The organism is Pantoea sp. UBA4549, assembly GCF_002387285.1.
Lineage (GTDB): Bacteria > Pseudomonadota > Gammaproteobacteria > Enterobacterales > Enterobacteriaceae > Pantoea > Pantoea borealis.
The window spans coordinates 253,203-272,882 of the sequence record NZ_DGLH01000015.1 but is presented as its reverse complement, the minus strand read 5'-3'; the positions used below and the strand labels follow the sequence as shown (position 1 = coordinate 272,882).

The window sequence follows — 19,680 nt, the reverse complement described above, 5'->3', positions numbered from 1 at the left end:
TTGTTTATCAACAAAAACCGCGGATCTTTTCTTTAAATAATCTGAGACATGCCAAAATCTTTACTTTAAGTAACCCCATCCTTCCATATTTTTTCTTTATATTTAAATCTGCATTTTCATTGTCAAATGTATACCCCTTGTCAGTTGTTATAGTTTTAAAATACCATGGCGCAATGAAATTTGAAAGCATATCAGCCTTAAGTTTTTTAAAAACCTTGGTTGATAAATTATTCATATCAACTTGTTCCTGAAGCATTTCAATATATACAACGCAAAAGTTAAAAAATATGTTATATCCACCTTTTTTTTCTACTGAAATATTTTCCATGATTACTTTATTGCAAATAAGATAATTATTTTTAGCACAGTTGAATATTAACGAGGTGTGAGGGAACATAGAGTCTACTGATTGAACATCATGTTTAGTGTTAATAAAGTCGGTTTTCCAAATGGAAAAGGCAGAACTCCAAGTGTTTAAATAGCTTGTGCATGCTATGAAATCATTGAATGAACTTGCTGTTGTTATTACTTCTTTCGCTTTTAGCTCACCGTTTGAAAAAAATATCATAGGCTTGAATTTTTTATTTTTTTCAATAAGCTCAACAAGATATTTGAATGAACCTTTTTTAAATTTACTATAGTCATTATGCAGCTTTAGAAAATCACCATTGCCATACGATAAAGCATTAATAGAATTATAAAATCCTTTCACTTCATTCTTGTAGTAGCGAATATTTATTTTTTTGATGCTAAGCCTTTTAACGTATTCTTCGACTTCATCATTATCTGAGTTGTCAGATATAATAATCTCATAAAGATTCGGCTCAACACCATCATCAATAATGGACCCAATAGTTTCTTTTAGACAATTAATCCTATTTCTTGTTGGTATGCATATTGATAACAGTGTCATCAGATCGTCCTTTGTTAAATCTCTTACATTCAAATATGAGAATAATCGCAAATAAAATGGCTATCGCAATTTCGACACATAAGGCCACATATGCCACTCCGACATATGAATATAAGTTAGAAAAGATTAGTAAGCAGGGAAGCCCCACTAAACCAACTATTATATAACAGTAACTAAACTTCTTACTTAATCCCATAGGTAACAGTAGTTGAACACCTAGTAAATTAGCAATAGCCACAACTGGCGGAATCCATATTATTATTGCGAGGACGATTGATGAGCTCGAATGCCCAGATCCGAAAGCAAAATTAATAATATCATTAGACATTATAGTCGTAATAAAGCTTAAAATCATAATTGGGGTAACAAGAATAAAGCCAAGTTTTTTGACAAACCTCAATGCTCTTTCTCGTGACTCGATCATAATCCTATTGCTTCTCGGATATACTGCTTGTGATACAGGGCCTATTAATCCCTGTAAACCTTGTTTTAATTTGTCTGCTGCAGTATAAATACCTACACTTTCTGCTCCAGAGGTAAACCCTAATATTATTGGCACACTTGTAGTGTATAAGCTAACAAAAAATGAAGAAATGAAAATATTCCATCCGAGCCTTAATTGCTCTTTGATATCAATATAACTAGGAAAAATACGGACAAGCAAATTTTCCTGATAAGCTTTAAATAATGCAATTACTGAAGCAAATACTCCGACAATCCCTTGACTCAAAAGAGCTATCCAAATATCTTGTTTAGATTCCACCAAAGTAAAAATAAGGATTACACCCACTATTTTAGCTATAAAATTACTTATAGCAATCCACTGCATCATTTCATAACCTTGGAAAAGCCATATTGGATAAAACGTAGTGCCAATAACAATGGTGTATCCCATGACAAATAAAAAGATATGCTCATGTATAACTTCGTAAAAGATTGAACTTATAAGAAGAATTATAAAGCCTAATGATGCAATTGCTATCTTACAGAAAATTACAGAGAAAAAAACTCTGGATACTTCGCGAATGTTTTTTATCTTTATTGATATTTGTCTGCTTGCAGATAAATTAAAACCATAATCCGAAAAAATAACAAAATACTGTATAACTGCAAGAATCAAACTATAAGTGCCGAATTCACTAATTCCTAAAACTCTCACTAAATAAGGTATAGTTACTAGAGGAATCAGATAATTTAAACCTTGAATACTAAACATCGAAAAGATGTTTTTAAATAACTTTTTATCTAACATAGCTAAGTCATGCTATCCTTAACGTTAATCTGCAGTAAGAAAACTACCTAAAAAATTTTGAGCCGCGAGATCTTTTGCAGAAAGTGTTAAGTTTAGATCTTTAATTGGCCATTCGATTGCTAAGTGTTCGTCATTCCATCGGATTGACCTTTCACTATTTGGTTCATAAAAATGCGTAGTCTTATAAACAAACTCTGCATTTTCGCTTAACACCAGAAATCCATGTGCAAAACCTTCAGGAATCCATAATTGACGTTTGTTTTCAGCTGACAGATTTACACCAACCCACTTGCCAAACATCGTAGAATCCTTACGAAGGTCAACAGCCACATCAAACACTTCGCCAGCAATGCAGCGAACTAATTTACCCTGTGCATGAGGAGCCTGCTGATAATGTAATCCGCGCAAAACACCTTTGGCAGATTTGGAATGGTTATCCTGAACAAAAATAACTTTGCGCCCTATCGCTTCTTCAAACACTTTTTGACTGAAGCTTTCAAAGAAAAAGCCGCGCTCATCACCAAAAACTTTGGGTTCGAAAATCAGTACATCAGGGATATCAGTTTTAATTGCTTTCATGATATCAGTATCCTTTCACCATCTTGAGCAGATATTGCCCATACTCATTCTTCGATAAAGGAGTAGCCAGTTTCCTGACCTGTTCCGCATCAATAAAACCTTTACGATAGGCAATTTCTTCCGGACAGGAGACTTTCAGGCCCTGTCGCTGTTCAATTGTCTGGATAAAATTACTAGCTTCTATCAGGCTGTGATGCGTACCCGTATCCAGCCATGCAAAGCCCCGCCCCATCATTGCAACCGAAAGTTCACCTTGTTGCATATACAGATTATTGATGTCAGTAATTTCCAGCTCACCGCGAGGTGATGGCTTAAGGCTCTTGGCCAGTCTGACAACGTCGTTGTCGTAAAAATAGAGACCTGTAACTGCATAATTGCTTTTTGGCGTTTTCGGTTTTTCTTCAAGAGAAATAGCTTTACCATCCGCATCAAACTCAACAACGCCATAACGTTCCGGGTCGTTGACATGGTAAGCAAATACGGTGGCTCCTGAAGTTTGATCAACTGCTTTCATCAGCTCTTTTGGAAGGTCGTGGCCGTAAAATATGTTATCGCCCAGAACCAGCGCACAACTGTCATCACCAATGAACTCTTCACCAATGATAAATGCCTGTGCCAGCCCATCCGGACTCTCCTGCACTTTATATTGCAGATTTAATCCCCATTGACTGCCATCGCCTAATAGCTGCTCAAAACGTGGCGTATCCTGTGGGGTGCTGATAATCAAAATATCTCTGATATCTGCCAGCATCAATGTAGTAAGTGGATAGTAAATCATAGGCTTGTCATAGACAGGCAACAGCTGTTTACTCACGGCCATTGTTACGGGATACAGACGCGTGCCAGAGCCGCCAGCGAGGATAATACCTTTACGAGCCATATTTTTTCTCAGAGTATTAATGTGATCTGTTTAATGAATACGTATCTTACGTAAGAATCTCTTGAATAACGTAGCGAACGCCATCCTGCCAGGGGGGCATTTTTAAACCAAAACTTGTTTCAAGCCTGGATAATTCTAAGCGCGAGTTGAGTGGTCTTTTCGCCGGAGTAATATATTCCGTAGTAGTGATAGGGCTTAATTTTCTTATTTTAAATGCGGTGCTATATTTTTCTGATTCTGTGAAAATCAGTGAGGCATAATCAAACCAGGACGTTTCACCGGCTGCAGCGAGGTTATATATTCCTGTCAGATCCGGATTAGCCTGAACCATGCGTAATGCATGAGCAGTAATGTCAGCAATAAGCGCAGCACCTGTAGGCGCGCCAATCTGATCGTTGATAATACTGAGCGCTTCTTTTTCACTGCCCAGTCGCAACATCGTTTTAATAAAGTTATTGCTTCGAGACGCATATACCCAGCTGGTGCGAAAAATCAGGTATTGTATATCTGCTGCAGTTATAGCCTGCTCACCGGATAGTTTTGTTTTACCATATACATTACGTGGTTCAGGTTTGTCGCTCTCTCGCCACCGGTTCTGCCCTTCTCCTGAATAGACATAATCAGTAGAGTAGTGAATCAGAATAGCATTAAGGTTTTTAGCTTCTTCAGCCATGACTTTAACACTGGTACTGTTGATGAGTTCAGCCAGATCGGGTTCAGATTCAGCTTTATCAACTGCAGTATAAGCAGCAGCATTGACGATGATATCGGGACGCAGATTTTGTATGCTTTTACGAATCTCTTCCGGTTGCGTCAAATCACCACACCACTCTGTTGAACGAGTGCATAATGCAGTGATTTTTCCCAGTGGCGCAAGTGCACGTTGCAGCTCCCAACCTACCTGTCCGGTTTTACCAAAAAGCAGGATGTGCATTAGTTGCGATCCTTATAGTTCTCTGACAACCATTCGCGATAGTTCCCGCTTTTTACGTTTTCTACCCACGCATCATTATCGAGATACCACTTAACCGTTTTTCTAATACCACTCTCAAACGTCTCTGCCGGTTTCCAGTTGAGCTCGCGGGTGATCTTACTGGCATCAATCGCATAGCGCCTGTCATGACCAGGGCGATCAGTTACGTAGCTAATCTGATCTTTATATGAGCCTTCTTTAGGCATCAGCTCATCCAGCAGCTGACAGATGGTTAATACCACATCGATATTTTTCTTTTCGTTATAACCACCGATGTTATAGGTTTCACCCACTTTGCCCATCGTCACTACGGTATAAAGCGCGCGTGCATGATCTTCTACATAAAGCCAGTCGCGGATCTGGTCGCCTTTGCCGTATACCGGCAGCGTTTTACCCTCAAGCGCATTGAGAACAACCAGCGGAATAAGCTTTTCCGGGAAGTGATAAGGACCGTAGTTGTTTGAGCAGTTGGTTACCAGTACCGGCAGGCCATAGGTGCGCTGCCAGGCGCGAACCAGATGATCACTGGAGGCTTTAGACGCAGAGTATGGGCTACTTGGCGCATACGGGGTGGTTTCAGTAAACAGCGGCAGCGGCGCATCCTGTTGCCATTCGTCCGGATGCGGCAGGTCCCCGTAGACTTCGTCAGTCGAAATATGGTGAAAGCGGAAAGTCGCTTTGCGTTCTGCGCTCAGCTCATTCCAGTACTGACGCGCAGCTTCAAGCAGCGTGTAAGTTCCGACGACGTTGGTTTCGATAAACGCCGCTGGGCCGGTAATTGAGCGGTCAACGTGACTTTCAGCCGCGAGGTGCATGACCGCATCTGGCTGATGTTTTGCAAAGATAGCTGCCATTGCCTGTGCATCACAGATATCAGCCTGCTCAAAAGCGTAACGCGCTGAATCTGCCACGGTGACCAGCGACTCCAGATTACCGGCATAAGTCAGTTTGTCGACGTTGACGACAGAATCCTGCGTGGCACCAATGATGTGACGCACTACGGCAGAACCAATAAAACCTGCGCCGCCTGTAACTAATATTTTCACGCTTGTCGTCTCTCCTGGCCAATCCTGAAAAAAACCACGCTACCGCCCCTGGCTTACAGCTACCAGAATACTCATACGCTTTTGCTTTCAACGCAGCCGGCAAAAAGCACAGAACATATTTAACAAATGTCGATTGTTAAGGTGCAGCTTAAAAATAGTGATCCGATTTTCGTATGTTGATACACGAGTTACAAGCGTTAAAGAGTTAGTTTGTCAGATGGCTGAATAAAAACTGTGCCAGAATGCGTTAACAGATTATTTATTAAACAGCTTTTTTACCGCAGGTTAATAAAAATATGCACCGGGTCCAGCTTCAGGCTTTGAGCGTCTCTGAAACGCAAAATGGGATAACCGCTGAGTTAATCTTAACCCGCCGTTACCCCATTCATAAGTCTCTGTTAACTGTATATGCCTTATTGGCTTATAAAGTTATCTGAATCCATTCGGATTCTTTGACTGCCAGTTCCACGTATCGCGCATCATCGCATCGATGCCGCGGGTCACGCGCCAGTCCAGTTCATTGTTCGCAAGCGTTGCATCGGCCCAGAAAGCGGGCAGATCGCCGTCGCGGCGCGGTTTGAACTCGAACGGGATCGCTTTACCGGAAGCCGCTTCGAACGCTTTGATCATCTCCAGTACGGAGAAGCCAACGCCGCCGCCGAGGTTGTAAGCTTTATAACCCTCAACCTTGCTGAGGTGATCCAGCGCTTTCAGGTGCCCTTCTGCCAGATCGACGACATGGATATAGTCGCGCTGTGCGGTGCCGTCTGGCGTTTCGTAGTCGTTACCAAACACGCCGAGCTTGTCGAGACGACCAATCGCTACCTGTGCAATGTACGGCAGCAGGTTATTTGGAATACCGGTCGGGTCTTCACCAATCTCGCCAGACTCGTGCGCGCCTACCGGATTGAAGTAGCGCAGCGCGATAGCTTTGAATTTAGGTTCCGCTTTGGCGAAATCGCGCATCACAAACTCAGTCATCAGCTTGGAGGTGCCATAAGGACTGGTGGTGCCGCCAATCGGCGTGGTTTCCACATAAGGAACCGGGGCGTCAGCACCGTACACGGTGGCTGATGAACTGAAGATGAAGTTCCAGACGCCCGCGTCGCGCATCTCTTCCAGCAGGACCACGGTGCCGGCTACGTTGTTTTCGTAGTATTCCAGCGGCTTGCGCGTGGATTCACCAACGGCTTTCAGCGCAGCGAAGTGGATCACAGCAGAAATGCTGTGGCTGGCAAACAGATCGCGCAGGCAGGCGCGGTCGCGGATATCGCCTTCAACGAATACCGCTTTTTTGCCCGCCAGTTTTTCAACGCGGTTGATCGCTTCGCGTGATGCATTGCAGAGGTTATCCAGAACCACCACGTCGTCACCGCGCTCCAGCAGCGCCAGTACCGTATGGGATCCGATATACCCTGCCCCGCCCGTTACCAAAATAGCCATGTCTACTCCTTGGAAACCGCGCAGGCTGCGCGGTATGGAAATGCTTACTTATCCAGAATCTTATGAATCGCTTCGCGGAAGTCGCGGCCCTGTGCGTTGCTGCGCAGGCCATAAGAGACAAACGCCTGCATATAGCCGAGTTTGCGGCCGCAGTCGAAGCTGGTGCCGGTCAGCAGCTGCGCATCAACCGGTTTGGTTTTGCTCAGCGAGGCGATGGCGTCAGTCAGCTGAATACGGCCCCATGCGCCTGGCTCTGTTTTTTCCAGCTCAGCCCAGATGTCTGCAGAGAGCACATAGCGGCCAACCGCAGTCAGGTCAGAATTCAGCTCAGCGGCATGCTCTGGCTTTTCAACGATGCTGGTAATGGTGCTGATATCACCCGGGTTATCGATAGGCTGCTCAGTGGTCAGTACGCCATATTCAGAGAGATCTTCATTCGGCATATGTTTTGCCAGGACCTGGCTGCGGCCGGTCTCTTCAAAACGCGCGACCATGGCGGCCAGGTTATAGCGCAGGTGATCGGCAGTGGAGTCATCCAGCAGCACGTCTGGCAGCACAACCACAAACGGGTTGTCGCCAATCATCGGGCGCGCGCAAAGTACAGAGTGACCCAGACCCAGCGGATCGGCCTGACGGACGTTCATGATGGTAACGCCTGGCGGGCAGATGGACTGCACTTCGCTCAGCAGCTGACGCTTTACGCGCGCTTCCAGCAGGGCTTCCAGCTCGTAGGTGGTGTCGAAGTGGTTTTCCACCGCATTTTTGGAAGCATGGGTGACCAGCACAATCTCCTTAATGCCTGCCGCCACGCACTCGTCAACGATATACTGAATCATTGGTTTGTCGACGATAGGCAGCATCTCTTTTGGAATGGCTTTAGTCGCAGGGAGCATATGCATACCGAGGCCCGCAACCGGGATTACTGCTTTAAGCTTGGTCATATTTGTTCCATTTTATGAAGTGTAGACATGCATCGATTATGCAGTAATGGCCGCTCGGGCAAGTATAATCTTTATCTGAAAAGCCGACACTAACTCTCTGTCACAGCATCAGAAATTAGTGATCAGGGGCGGTCAGCGTCGGTAATTTTCCGGGCAAATTCAAGCGCTAAAGGCGGGTAAAAGCGTGACGTAAATAGCATTCTGCTATGGGGGTTAAGACCGGCGTTTTTCAGAATGATACGACGTGCAAAGAGCAGTCAGACAGCAAACAGGGGCGTCGTGAAGAACGCCCCTGCAGGATCGGCTTTTTGGCCAGCGCATAAGCCTGACATCGCCGCACCCATCACTGCGCCAATAACCCGTCCGCCTGCGCTTTCATACCCCTTACACCATCTGCTCCAGAATTTTCGCCAGCTCTCCGTAGGCAATATGCTGGTTAAACTCGGTTTCAACTTTATGGCGCGCGGCAGCCACTACCGGTGCAACATCAATGTCGCCGCGCGACAGGCGCAGTAACGTAGCAGCCAGCTCATCGGCATCGTTCTCAGAGACCAGCCAGCCGCTGACGTTGTTCTGGATCAGCTCCGGAATGCCGCTGTGGTAGGTGGATACCACCGGCAGCCCCACCGCCATGGCCTCCATCAGCGCTACGGGGATCCCTTCCATGTCACCATCGGCAGCCGTTTTTGAGGGCAGCAGGAAAATATCAGCGTCGTTAAGCGCCTGACGGATCTCCTCCTGCGGCTTGAAGCCCGGCATGCTGACCATCTCTTTCAGGCCGGCACGGGCGATATGCTCACGCATCATGCCTTCCTGCTCGCCGTTGCCGATGATGGTAAATTCAAACTGGCCGCCTTTATCGCGCAGAATTTCACTGGCTTTAACTGCAACGTCCAGCCCTTTTTTCTCAGTCAGGCGCGCCACAGAGACGATGCGCAGCGGCTGGTGAAACGCTTCGCGCGGCCGGAAGTTGAATTTCTCCGGTTCGATGCCCATCCGCGTTACGTGCACTTTTTCACGCGGACAGCCCATCTCAATCAGTTTGTTTTCCCAGAGGTGGCTGATCGGCAGCATCAGTTCGCTCTGCTTAAACAGATTAATGTAATCCTGCTTGTGCTCCTCGAGGATATGGCGGCGTGAGATATCTGCACCATGGAATACGGTCGCCTGCTTGCCTTTCAGTACGCCCAGTTCACGCAGTTTGTTTGCCAGCGCGCCGGCATAGCCGAAATGCACCAGAAAGACGTCGGCGGTGAAGGTCTGCTTCGCGTTAGCAACGATCGCCGGCAGCAGCAGCTTCTTTGCCTGTGCGCCGTAGCGTCCCACGTTGAGCGATTTGATCAGCGCCGGTTTGGCGATCTTCGGCAGCATCAGACCGATACGCTGCGTGAGCTTGTCGAGGTTCGATACCTTCTCTTCCGGCAGCAGATAGTGCGTTTTTGCCGCCAGGTTATAGTCGTCGAACGCGGCGTGACGGTTGATCATGTCACCCGGGAACACCGAGATGATTTCAACGTCATAGCCGGCATCAATAAAGTGGGTTACCTGGTTGAGGACAAACGTCTCAGAGGCAACCGGAAAACGCATGGTGAAAAAGGTTAACTTCATCACTTACCCCAATACATTCAGAAGTTCTTCGGTGATGCGGTTGCCTGTTTCACGCTTCTGCGCGACCGCGGTATTTACGTTCAGTTTCAGATTGCCGTGGTCAGCCAGCACTGTCTTGCGCTGAACGCGGGCCATCAGGCTCCGGGGCGTTTTACTGTTGTGCGTAAACAGCGCATTCTGCTGCTGCAGATAACCCGGGCTGGCCGGATAACAACGGATACCGTCACTACCCGGGTTTGCGCATGCTGCCTGCAGTGAGTCAGTCAGCCTGTACAAAATTACACCACCACCGCCATTCCCGCAGGTATGATTACCCGCCAATAAAATCGTCATACAAACTCCAGATATATTTTTTGTAATTCTTACAAGCCGCCGCTTCTATCCTGAGCAGCAAAGTGAACTCTGGCAAAAAAAACTGCAATGGGACAACGCCCGAAAAATGGTGCCAACTGCCTGTTATCTAACCTAAAGCTTCTTACGTAATTTCAGGGGCGCATAAATGCGCCCCCTACCTATTTCGCAGGGGCGGCATTCATGCCGCCCTGGAGTCAGCCGATCTCTCATCCAGGGGCGCATTAATGCGCCCCCTACATTTCCCGTAGGGGCGGCATTCATGCCGCCCTGAGTCAGTCGATCTCGCATCCAGGGGCGCATAAATGCGCCCCCTACAACATCCCGTAGGGGCGGCATTCATGCCGCCCTGAGTCAGTCGATCCCGCATCCAGAGGCGCATGAATGCGCGTCCTGCGTATCCCATCGGGGCGCATAAATGTGCCCCTGCAGCGTTTATTTATCCCTTAAGGGCGAAATAAGGCATCGCGACCTGCTCGCCGTTGATCACCACTGACACAAACCCTTTAGGCTGGCGCGTATCCACCTGTTCCGGTTTCAGCTCGCGTGACGCCATCAGCAGGTCACCCTGCTCATTGCCGCCGATGCCCGCTTTACCGTTATGCAGGCTGAACCGCTGCGGCGCCTGCTGGCTGCCGTTGCCCGGCGTGCCTTTTACCATGGTGGCATCAACGCGTGCGCAGCGTCCGGTCATAAAGCGATCTTTGGCGGTGCTTTTTATCAGCACCACGGTGGCCGGCGTCCAGCCTGCCAGCCTGACCCAGACTTTGGTATCGGTGTCGGAGCGCGCTACCAGCCGTACCTCCAGCACCGGAGCGCTGCCTTCGGCTGACCAGCTCGCCTCCGCTTTCTGCGTTTTGCGCTGCAGATGGATCACCGCCCGCCCGCCGGTCTGTTTGCCGCCGGTGACATCCATCATCGGCGTATCATCGGTGCCGGGGCTGAACTGTGACTGGCCAAACAGCTCAATCTCCCAGCTATCGCCCACGTCAGGTGAGTAGAAATTACCCAGTTCGAACCACGTCGCCTGGTTGGTGTTATTACTCAGGCGGAAGCGCGAGGTGATGTAGTTGTATTTAAGGCTGCCGTCGATGGCAACGCCATAAGACTCCACGCGGGTGGAGCCCATCTCCCAGATGCTCAGCCAGCGCTCACCCTGCAGCGAGTTGTCGATCCAGCTGCCTGACTGCAGGTTCGTCTGGCGCATATTGAGACGCGAGTTGCGCGCATTAAGCGGGTTTTTGCAATCTTCCAGGCTCAGCGCGTCGATGATCCACTGTCCGTTAGAGATATCGCCAGGGTGCTCGCTGTGCTCAATCCAGCCGTTATGAATAATCGACTGACTGCAGCGCGGCAGGTTCAGCACCATTCCGCCGGTACAGCGCTGGGCGTTGAAGTTAGAGAGCTCTATCGCCGTGCTGTGATCCCAGACACCCGCTTTCTGACCTGACCAGCCCGCTTTGATGACGTCACCGGTACAGGTATCGGCATACCACTGGTCAATTTTGCAGTCGAGCGTATCGAGCAGGCTGATTGAGGTGCCCCCTACGCGGTTAAAGCGCAGGCAGGCGCCGCGAAAGAACTGGCCGCCCGGGCAGGTGTTGCTGAACAACCCCTGCCGGTTGGGCCGCTTATCATTCTGGCCGTTGAAGTTAAGGTTTGAGATCTCCGTCCAGCGCGCTTTGACTTTAAACACAAAGTCAGAGCGGCCGTCAGAGACCAGCGTGGTCGCCGGAAAATAGCCGAAGTTAACCATCGCGCCGGAGATGCGGAAGAAGCGCCGCTCCTCCTCGCCGAAATCACAGCCGGTGACAAAAAATTTACCGGCCGGGAACTGCACGCAAATAGGCTGATTTTTATCGAGCGACCACTGATACATCGCTTTGATGGCCGGGGCCGCGTCTGTTTTTCCGTCGGCAATAGCACCAAACTCAAACAGCGTCAGGCGATTAAAGTCTTCCACCACGCGCCGCCAGTAAAACCCGTTGCCGCTTAAGATAACGCCGTCATCATCGCGCGCATCGCCATAGGCACCGACAAATTCGCCGCCCCCCACTTCCAGCCCTTCATGCCAGCTCTTGAGCTTGATCTTGGCACCGGCAAACAGCGGGCGGGTTTTACGCAGCTCCTCAACGGACGGGATCTCACCAATCAGCTGATAGCCGTTCGGCTGGGCCAGGCGCTGGCTGAAATTATTCTGACCGGGGCGTGAGACATCGGTAATGGAGAAGAGCGTGTTTCCCTCGCTGTCTTCCACCGCCATGGAGTGCGCCGGATTAGCGATCAGCGCAGCGTTATCATGGATAAATTGCGCAAAGTTACCTTTGTTCAGCGCAATCGGCTGGCTGATTTGCGCCACTTTGCCGCTGGCGTCGCGCAGGTAAACCGGGATCTGATTGCCTTTTTGACTGGCGTCGCTGCCCGCTTTACCGATCCACAGCCTGCCTTCAAAGTTCTGCCAGAACTGCGGCGGCATGGTATAGACATTTTCCGGCGTGAGGATCGGCACATCGCCCTGCGGGACGCTGGCCGGATCGACCGGTTTCAGCGCGGGCTGGCCGCTTTTCGCTGCATAGCTGGAAAATGCGCTTACGGAAAGCGCGGTCACAATGGAGGAGGCGGCTGCCTGCAACACTTCTCTTCTTTTCATGCGTTCAATCCCGTGGTCAAAGTCAGTGTGTCCCGGCAGGCATCAAAAAGCATGGCGCTTATACCAGCGCCAGCCAGCTCTGTTTGATCTGATTACCGTCAAACTTGAGTGCGGTCTCTTTTGTCTTATCGCTCATGGCAAAGAACAGCGCATCATCGCTGGCAAGCTGTTCCATCCGCGCCAGAAACGTGGCTTTATCATTCATCGGCACCAGGAAACCATCTTCGCCGTGATTGATGATCTCCTGCGGGCCGGTCGGGCAGTCATAGGCCACCACCGGCAGGGACCAGGATTTCGCTTCCAGCAGCACCAGCGGCAACCCTTCATAGCGTGACGTCATCAGCGCCATATCGCTGTCGCGGTAGTAGTCGTTAATGTTGCTGACCTTGCCGACAAAGTTCACGCTGTTGGTAATACCGAGTGCAGCAGCCTGCTCATGCAGCTGCTGGCGCAGCTCGCCATCGCCGGCAATCGCCAGCGTCCACTCCGGATGCTTTTTGCTGAAATCTGCCCAGATATCCAGCAGCAGATCGAACCCTTTCTGGTTATCAAGCCGCCCCACCGCCAGCGCCTGGCGACTGCGCTGACGCCGTTCAAAGCCTTTGTACACTACCGGGTTAGGGATCTGCTGGCTGCGGATATGCCAGCGGCTGAAGACCTGCTGATCTTTATCCGTCAGGACAATCACGCGGTCGTAGTAGCGCAGCAGCAGCCATTTCATGAGTTTGATCGGCTTGCTGAAAGAGTTGATGGCGATATGCTCGCAGGCGTAGGCTTTAAAGGTTTTTTTCTTTAGCGTCATCAGATTCCAGAACGCAAACATCACGCTCAGGCGGCCCATACTGATGAGGAAAACGCTGTCAAAACCGTCCTGATGGATACGTGCTACGGCGCTTTTAATCGGGTTGCTATGGCCTTCGAAACTGACGATCTCTTTTACATGCGTAAAGGGATAAAAGGTTTCGCCATGGCCCTCAAGAGAGTAAATAGTGACGGCGTGCTCTTCACCAAGGCACTCTGACATGAAGTTACAGATGTTCTCGGTGCCCGCATAGGAGTAGGCATCTTTGATCACCAAAACGACTTTTTTCATTTAACGCTTTCCACCTCAAAAATACAGAACGTAAAACCCATACTGGCTGCATGACTGCACGCAAACATGCGGATTTCAGCGATGCTTCAGGGCGAAAAGAACGCCATTCACCATATACCAGGTGTAATAGTAATAGACTTTTAATGGGTTGTTTTTATAGATAATTCTTAATAATTCCAGATGCCATTTCGCCGCCTTGTTTTTGTTCCGCGACAGCGAATCACCCAGCTCGTAATAGTTCACCAGCGTCTTGCGGATCACCCGGGCCTGTTTGTAGCGGGAAAAGAGCTCGTAGAGGAAAAGAAAGTCTTCATGCCCTTTACGCTGGAAGAAGATCCCCTGCGGCGGACGACGGAAACAGACTGATGAGAAGCAGACGCGATACTGCTTCTTCACAAAGTTATCCTGCTGCAGATACGGTTTGCCCCAGGTGATATCGTGTTCGGCGCTCTGCGTTTTATAGTGGTAATGCGTGATAACAAAGTCATCGCCGGCGGCGATGGCGGCAGCCTGCTCAGCCAGTTTCTCTGGATGCCACTCATCATCGCTGTCGAGAAACGCGATGATCTCTTCACTCGCAGCACGCAGCCCGACGTTGCGCGTTTCTGCTGCGCCCTGATTAACCTCATTGCTGAGAATAGTAATGCGCGCATCCTGGCAGTGCTCACGCACCAGGGCCAGAGAGTCGTCGGTGGAGGTGTCATTAACCAGATAGAGATGCCAGTCGCTGTAGGTCTGTTTAACAATCGACTCAACCGCGCGCAGTACGGTTTTACGTGCGTTATACATCGGCATCACAATACCGATGGTGCCAACATGATTTGTCATTTTTATTGCCCGGAGTGTCAGGAACCAAAAAAATTGCTCCCGCGCGGGGAGCAAGTGAATGCGTGTCAGGAGACCGCTTTTCTGCCGCCAAACCGTGATTTCACCTTATCCATCAGGCGATTCATAAAGTAGGCGCGGTTGTCGCGGTTGGTCAGGAAAAAGTAGCGGGCAAAGCTCAGGCTCGCCTGCAGCGATTTACCGTCCATCTTGTAGCGCAGCGGCAGTTTGAATGCCTTATAGGTATGGACGTCACGCGTCGTCAGGTGCGGCTTCATGCTATCCAGCCAGAAGTAGGAGTACTTTACCGACTCCCCTTTGTGCTTAGAGCCAAATTTGGTCACCAGGTGATAGGTCGCCAGCGGTTTGGCAATCATCACAAACTCATAGCCCAGGCGATCGGCGCGGATACAGAAATCGTAGTCCTGATGGCGGATATAGCGCGTATCAAACTGGATTTTCAGCGCATCCTCGCGCTTCAGCACGATGGTACTGGTCTGGATAAAGCCGTAGCAGCCAAACAGATATTCAGCGACGGTCTCATTTTTGCCCGGCGCCTGCATCGGCATTACTTTCAGAAAACGGCCATCCTGATGAATATTGACCTGGCTGAAAATGACATAACGTGACTTCCCCTGCGCTTCCAGACGCGTAATGGTGTCGCGTACCTCTGAAAGTTTATCCGGGTGCCACTCGTCATCCGCATCAAGGAAGCTGATAAAGTCGCCTTCAGCCAGTTCAATACCTTTGTTACGGGCGCCGGCGCCGTTGAGTTTGACCTCAGAAAGCTCCAGCTTAATTGTCAGCTCCTGATAGCGTTCATCCCGTACCACCTGCGCCAGCTCTGCCGCGTCAGCCGATTTGTCATCCACAATGATGACTTCAAAATTACGATAGCTTTGCGCTTTAACGCAGTCGAGCGTGGTGATAATCGATTTCGACGCGTTATACGCCGGAATGACGATTGAGAAGCGAATGTCCTGCATTGCCAGCACCTCTTAAACAGCTGTTCCAGATCCAACGGTAGCGCGAGCAGGCCCCGGAAAGAAATCGGTTTTATTCCGAAAAATCATACCGTTATTACTCTTTCTTCTGAGGATGCCGCGTACCATTACGGAAATACCAAAGATTGTGCTGTGTGTATATTTGGGTGCAAAACGCACCGAAAAAATGGCGTCAGCCTGAAAAGGCGTTGCCCGGCTGTGAGCCGCTGTGCTTCACCATAAAAACGGGGCGGATAAACCGCCCCGTGAAGGTGTTATTTAGCTTTTAGCTTCTTTGCCGTATTCGTAGTTGTAGTAGTCGTAACCATAACCGTAGGCGTTTGACGCTTTGCGTACCACGGCGTTGAGGATCACGCCCTTGATCTCAATGCCGTTCTGCGCGAAGCGCTTGTAGCTGACATCCAGTTCTTTCGTGGTGTTGGTTTCAAAGCGTGCAACCATCAGCGACGTCCCTGCCAGCTTACCAATGATAGAGGCATCGGTAACCGCCAGGATTGGTGGGGTATCGATCAGCACCAGGTCATAGTTTTTGCTCGCCCACTCCAGCAGCTCACTCATGCGACGATGCATCAGCAGCTCAGACGGGTTAGGTGGCACCTGACCGCGTGGCAGGAAATCAAAGCCGTAGACGCCGCGCTGAATCATCGCCGGAGAGAACTCAGTCTTGCCGGAAAGGACGTTAGAGAGGCCCTGCTTGTTATCCGCACCCAGCAGCTCATGGGTGTAGCCGCGACGCATATCACCATCGATAAACAGCACGCGCTGACCCGCTTTGGCGACCAGAGTTGCCAGGTTGGCACAGACAAAGGTTTTACCAATGCCCGGGCTGGCGCCAGTGATCATCAGGATGTTGTTCTTCGCTTCCATCATCGCAAAGTGCAGGCTGGTACGCAGGCTGCGAATCGCTTCGATAGAGAGGTCAGTCGGGTTACCCAGCGCCAGCAGCGTATTGTGCGGATCGCTTTTCTCTTTGTGACCACGACGCGCCAGTGCTTCAGTATCTTTCTTGCGCTGCCACTCAGAGAGCGGGACGCTGGCGTAGACGTTCATGCCCAGCTCTTCCAGCTGCTCAGGGTTGTCGATACCGTGATGGAACAGCGCTTTCAGCAGCACCAGACCGACCGACAGCAGCAGACCCAGAATCAGGCCAGCCAGTACAATCAGGGTTTTCTTCGGTGCAACCGGGCTACCGGCCGTTTCAGCGTTATCGATGATGCGGACATCACCTACGGTGCTTGCCTTGCTGATCCCCAGCTCCTGCTGACGGTTCAGCAGCTGCATGTAGATCTCCTGGCCCGACTGTACGTCACGCGTCAGTCGCAGGATCTCCTGCTGCGTCTGCGGCATAGAGGAGATGCGCTTGTTCAGCTGAGCCTGCTCCGCTTCCAGCGTTTTGCGTTTATCCAGCAGCGCGCGGTAGGTCGGGTGATCTTTGGTGAACAGCTGCGACACTTCTGCTTCACGGAAGGTCAGCTCGTTCAGCTGGCTCTGCACGCTGACAGAAGTATCCAGAGCGGACTTCGCTTCCAGCGACATATCAACAGACGCGTTCTCGCGGCGGAAGGTGTTCAGCTTATCTTCCGCATCATCCAGCTTGGCACGCACCTGAGGCAGCTGATTACGCAGGAACTGCAGGCTCTTTTCCGCCTGTTCAGACTTGCGCTCAACGTTCTGCAGCAGGTAGTTGTTGACGATCTGGTTCAGGACACGGCTCGCCTGCTCCGGATCTTCATCACGGTACTCAAGACCCAGTACGCCGGTGCTTTTGCCTTTATCGGCCACGGTCAGCGCGCCCAGTACGGTTTTAATCGCCTGCAGGTCGGTCAGTTTGGTGACGCTGAAGGTCGTGCCTTCATCTGCCTGAATACCGCTGACCAGCATGGTGACTTCGCCATGCTGCTCCAGCTGACCCACGCGGCCTTTGAACAGTTCGTCGCCGTCGCTGCTCACGGTATAGGTATCTGCACCGGTCACTTCCAGCTCAACGGTACGCTTGTCGATGCTGCGCGGGATCTCCAGACGGGAAATAGCGATCTGTCCCGGCTTGTTACCCATCAGGCGCGACAGGCCTTTACCAATGACCGGGAAGTAGTGCTGTTGCACTACGCTGTCCAGACCCAGATCCTGAACGGTTTTGCCGATGACCATACGGGATTCAAGGATCTGAATCTCGGTATCAGAGGCTGGCATGGCTGGCAGAACGTCGGTCAGATCGTTCAGCACCGAAGCGGTGTTTTTCTGCTCAACCTGTACCATGGCGTCTGCGCTATAGATTGGCGTCGCAAACAGTGTGTAGAGCGTTGCCACCAGCATAAAGAAGGCGGTAACGGCAACAATGATCCAGCGGTGATCAACCAGCTGTCCCACAAGATGCGCCAGATCCCATCCATTCGAATCTTCTTTTGGCGCGGTCATGACCTTGTTTTTAATATTCATGGATAATCCCAACTATCGGCTTAATACGTTGACCCATTTCTGGGTTGCGTTGTCCAGTAACCCGTACACAGCGTCGAAGGCCTCGCGGCTCTTTCGGTACGGGTCCGCAATTTCCTGTTGATTAAGCCAGTGCCCCAGCAGCATCGTTTTTCCGCGTGCGGCGGGATCGATGCGGTTGACCTGCTCAATATGGCGCTTCTCCATCACCAGAATCAGGTCGAAGTCACGGCACATTTCTGCCGTTAACTGCTGTGCCTGATGTCCGTCGAATGAGAGGCCATGCTCAGCGGCAACCTCACTGGCCATCTTATCGGCCGGATACCCTTCCAGGGCACCCAGGCCGGCCGAGGCCACGCGCGTTTGCGGCAGTGCCCGTTTCAGCAGCCGCTCGGCGGTTGGCGAACGGCAGATGTTACCTACACAAACCACTAACACTGACTTAATCATGGTAAAACCTTAGTTCGACCAGTTGCGGAAGCGCAGCGCTGACGAGCTTGCATCGTCGATACCTACGATGGTCGGCAGCAGTCCGGAGATAACGCGGTTCCAGCGGGTAATCGGCGTGGCGGTGACGTAGACGATGTCATACGGTTCCAGCTGGAACTCCGTACCCATCACCATTGACGCCGCATCCTTGGTATTCAACTGATAGATGTTGGCGATTTTCGTGCGGTTAGCGCCGCGAATCGGACGGATAACGAACACGCCGGTTGCATCAGAGGTGGTCTGATCCATGCCCTGTGCATTGCCCAGCGCTTCTGCCAGCGTCATGCCGCTGCGATCCATCTTCAGGGTAGCCTGCTGACGCACTTCACCCATTACAAAGACTTTGAGATCGTCATTACGCGGTACGTACAGAATGTCGCCCGGATAGAGCAGATGGTTCTGGCTCAGGTCGCCATTTTGCATCAGGGCCTGCAGCGAAATACGCTGTTCGCGGCCGTTATGCGTCAGCACGACGTTGCGCCAGTCAGCATCAGCGGCCAGGCCGCCTGCGGCGTTGACCGCATCCAGAACGGTAAGCGGCACGTTGGTAATCGGCTGCTGACCAGATGTGGTCACCGACCCGGTGATATAGGCTTTCTGCGAGCGGAAAGCCGCCAGGTTAACATCTACCTGCGGGCTTTCAATGTACTGCGCCAGACGACGCGCAATCTCCGCACGCACTTCCGTTACGGTGCGACCCGCGACGCGTACTTTACCGATGTACGGATAGAAAATTGTGCCGTCAGCCTGCACCCAGTTGCCGGTGTCGCTGGCGCTGCGGTACTGGCCGGCTGGGGTCGTCAGCTCCGGGTGATCCCAGACGGTGACATTCAGCACGTCGCCCACACCGATGCGATATTCGTAGCTCTGAATCTCGTTCTGCAGCTGTGGGTTAGCCTGTGCAACCAGCGGCTTAGGACGCATCTGCTCAACCAGACGAGGTGTCATCGGGAAGACGTTTACGTATTTATCGATGTCAAAGTTGCTATCCTGTTGCTCAATGACATCTTTTCCACTGGTGGTAAGGTGCGAACCTGGTTCGATGGTGCACCCGGAGAGAAAAGTTGCGGATACCAGTAAAGGTATCAATTTAGTTTTCATTATCATCTGGTTATTCGCTATCAGTTAATGATTGATAGAGGCGAAAACGCCGCTGTGTAAGCGTCTTACAAAAATTTAATTTAACGGGTTAAACACTGA

General features: G+C 50.5%; 17 protein-coding genes. All 17 read right to left on the bottom strand.

Annotated features, from left to right (window positions below; genetic code table 11):
• Window positions 1-7: 7 nt before the first annotated feature.
• The 17 genes from B3041_RS15270 to B3041_RS15190 all read right to left on the bottom strand — a co-directional run bounded on the left by B3041_RS15270 (window position 8) and on the right by B3041_RS15190 (window position 19,581).
• Complete coding sequence (locus B3041_RS15270; RefSeq protein WP_292976502.1) at window positions 8-913, bottom strand: glycosyltransferase; 906 nt, start codon at window positions 911-913, stop codon at window positions 8-10.
• Window positions 876-2,165, bottom strand: a complete 1,290-nt coding sequence (locus tag B3041_RS15265; protein ID WP_292976499.1) for a flippase — start codon at window positions 2,163-2,165, stop codon at window positions 876-878. The genes B3041_RS15270 and B3041_RS15265 overlap by 38 nt, the downstream gene beginning before the upstream one ends.
• A gap of 24 nt (window positions 2,166-2,189) precedes the next feature.
• Entirely contained in the window at window positions 2,190-2,744 is a 555-nt protein-coding gene (rfbC, locus tag B3041_RS15260) for a dTDP-4-dehydrorhamnose 3,5-epimerase (RefSeq protein WP_292976496.1), read from the bottom strand.
• 4 nt (window positions 2,745-2,748) lie between these two features.
• Window positions 2,749-3,624 carry a glucose-1-phosphate thymidylyltransferase RfbA gene (gene rfbA / locus B3041_RS15255; protein ID WP_292976493.1) on the bottom strand — a complete coding sequence of 292 codons (876 nt, stop codon included), beginning with the start codon at window positions 3,622-3,624 and terminating at the stop codon, window positions 2,749-2,751.
• A gap of 46 nt (window positions 3,625-3,670) precedes the next feature.
• Entirely contained in the window at window positions 3,671-4,558 is an 888-nt protein-coding gene (rfbD, locus tag B3041_RS15250) for a dTDP-4-dehydrorhamnose reductase (RefSeq protein WP_292976490.1), read from the bottom strand.
• On the bottom strand, window positions 4,558-5,643 hold the full coding sequence (rfbB, locus tag B3041_RS15245; protein WP_292976487.1) for a dTDP-glucose 4,6-dehydratase: 1,086 nt from the start codon (window positions 5,641-5,643) through the stop codon (window positions 4,558-4,560). The genes rfbD and rfbB overlap by 1 nt, the downstream gene beginning before the upstream one ends.
• Window positions 5,644-6,072: 429 nt before the next feature.
• Window positions 6,073-7,086, bottom strand: a complete 1,014-nt coding sequence (gene galE / locus B3041_RS15240; RefSeq protein ID WP_039385367.1) for a UDP-glucose 4-epimerase GalE — start codon at window positions 7,084-7,086, stop codon at window positions 6,073-6,075.
• A 44-nt stretch (window positions 7,087-7,130) separates the two neighbouring features.
• Window positions 7,131-8,027: a UTP--glucose-1-phosphate uridylyltransferase GalF gene (gene galF / locus B3041_RS15235; RefSeq protein ID WP_065648921.1), complete on the bottom strand. Its 897-nt coding sequence runs from the start codon at window positions 8,025-8,027 to the stop codon at window positions 7,131-7,133.
• A 384-nt stretch (window positions 8,028-8,411) separates the two neighbouring features.
• Window positions 8,412-9,635, bottom strand: a complete 1,224-nt coding sequence (locus B3041_RS15230; RefSeq protein WP_065648920.1) for a glycosyltransferase — start codon at window positions 9,633-9,635, stop codon at window positions 8,412-8,414.
• Between the two features lie 3 nt (window positions 9,636-9,638).
• Window positions 9,639-9,968 carry a hypothetical protein gene (locus B3041_RS15225; RefSeq protein WP_292976481.1) on the bottom strand — a complete coding sequence of 110 codons (330 nt, stop codon included), beginning with the start codon at window positions 9,966-9,968 and terminating at the stop codon, window positions 9,639-9,641.
• Window positions 9,969-10,425: 457 nt separating this feature from the next.
• Window positions 10,426-12,636, bottom strand: a complete 2,211-nt coding sequence (locus B3041_RS15220; RefSeq protein WP_292976479.1) for a phage tailspike protein — start codon at window positions 12,634-12,636, stop codon at window positions 10,426-10,428.
• 58 nt (window positions 12,637-12,694) lie between these two features.
• Entirely contained in the window at window positions 12,695-13,729 is a 1,035-nt protein-coding gene (locus tag B3041_RS15215) for a glycosyltransferase (RefSeq protein ID WP_065648917.1), read from the bottom strand.
• A 75-nt stretch (window positions 13,730-13,804) separates the two neighbouring features.
• Window positions 13,805-14,557 (bottom strand): glycosyltransferase family 2 protein, encoded by a 753-nt coding sequence (locus B3041_RS15210; RefSeq protein WP_065648916.1) that lies wholly within the window; start codon window positions 14,555-14,557, stop codon window positions 13,805-13,807.
• Between the two features lie 65 nt (window positions 14,558-14,622).
• Window positions 14,623-15,540: a glycosyltransferase family 2 protein gene (locus B3041_RS15205; RefSeq protein ID WP_065648915.1), complete on the bottom strand. Its 918-nt coding sequence runs from the start codon at window positions 15,538-15,540 to the stop codon at window positions 14,623-14,625.
• Window positions 15,541-15,816: 276 nt separating this feature from the next.
• Complete coding sequence (gene wzc / locus B3041_RS15200) at window positions 15,817-17,994, bottom strand: tyrosine-protein kinase Wzc (RefSeq protein ID WP_292976473.1); 2,178 nt, start codon at window positions 17,992-17,994, stop codon at window positions 15,817-15,819.
• A gap of 12 nt (window positions 17,995-18,006) precedes the next feature.
• On the bottom strand, window positions 18,007-18,441 hold the full coding sequence (locus B3041_RS15195) for a protein tyrosine phosphatase (RefSeq protein WP_292976470.1): 435 nt from the start codon (window positions 18,439-18,441) through the stop codon (window positions 18,007-18,009).
• Window positions 18,442-18,450: 9 nt separating this feature from the next.
• Window positions 18,451-19,581, bottom strand: coding sequence for a polysaccharide export protein (locus B3041_RS15190; RefSeq protein WP_175540437.1), 1,131 nt, complete (start codon window positions 19,579-19,581; stop codon window positions 18,451-18,453).
• Between the last annotated feature and the right edge of the window lie 99 nt (window positions 19,582-19,680).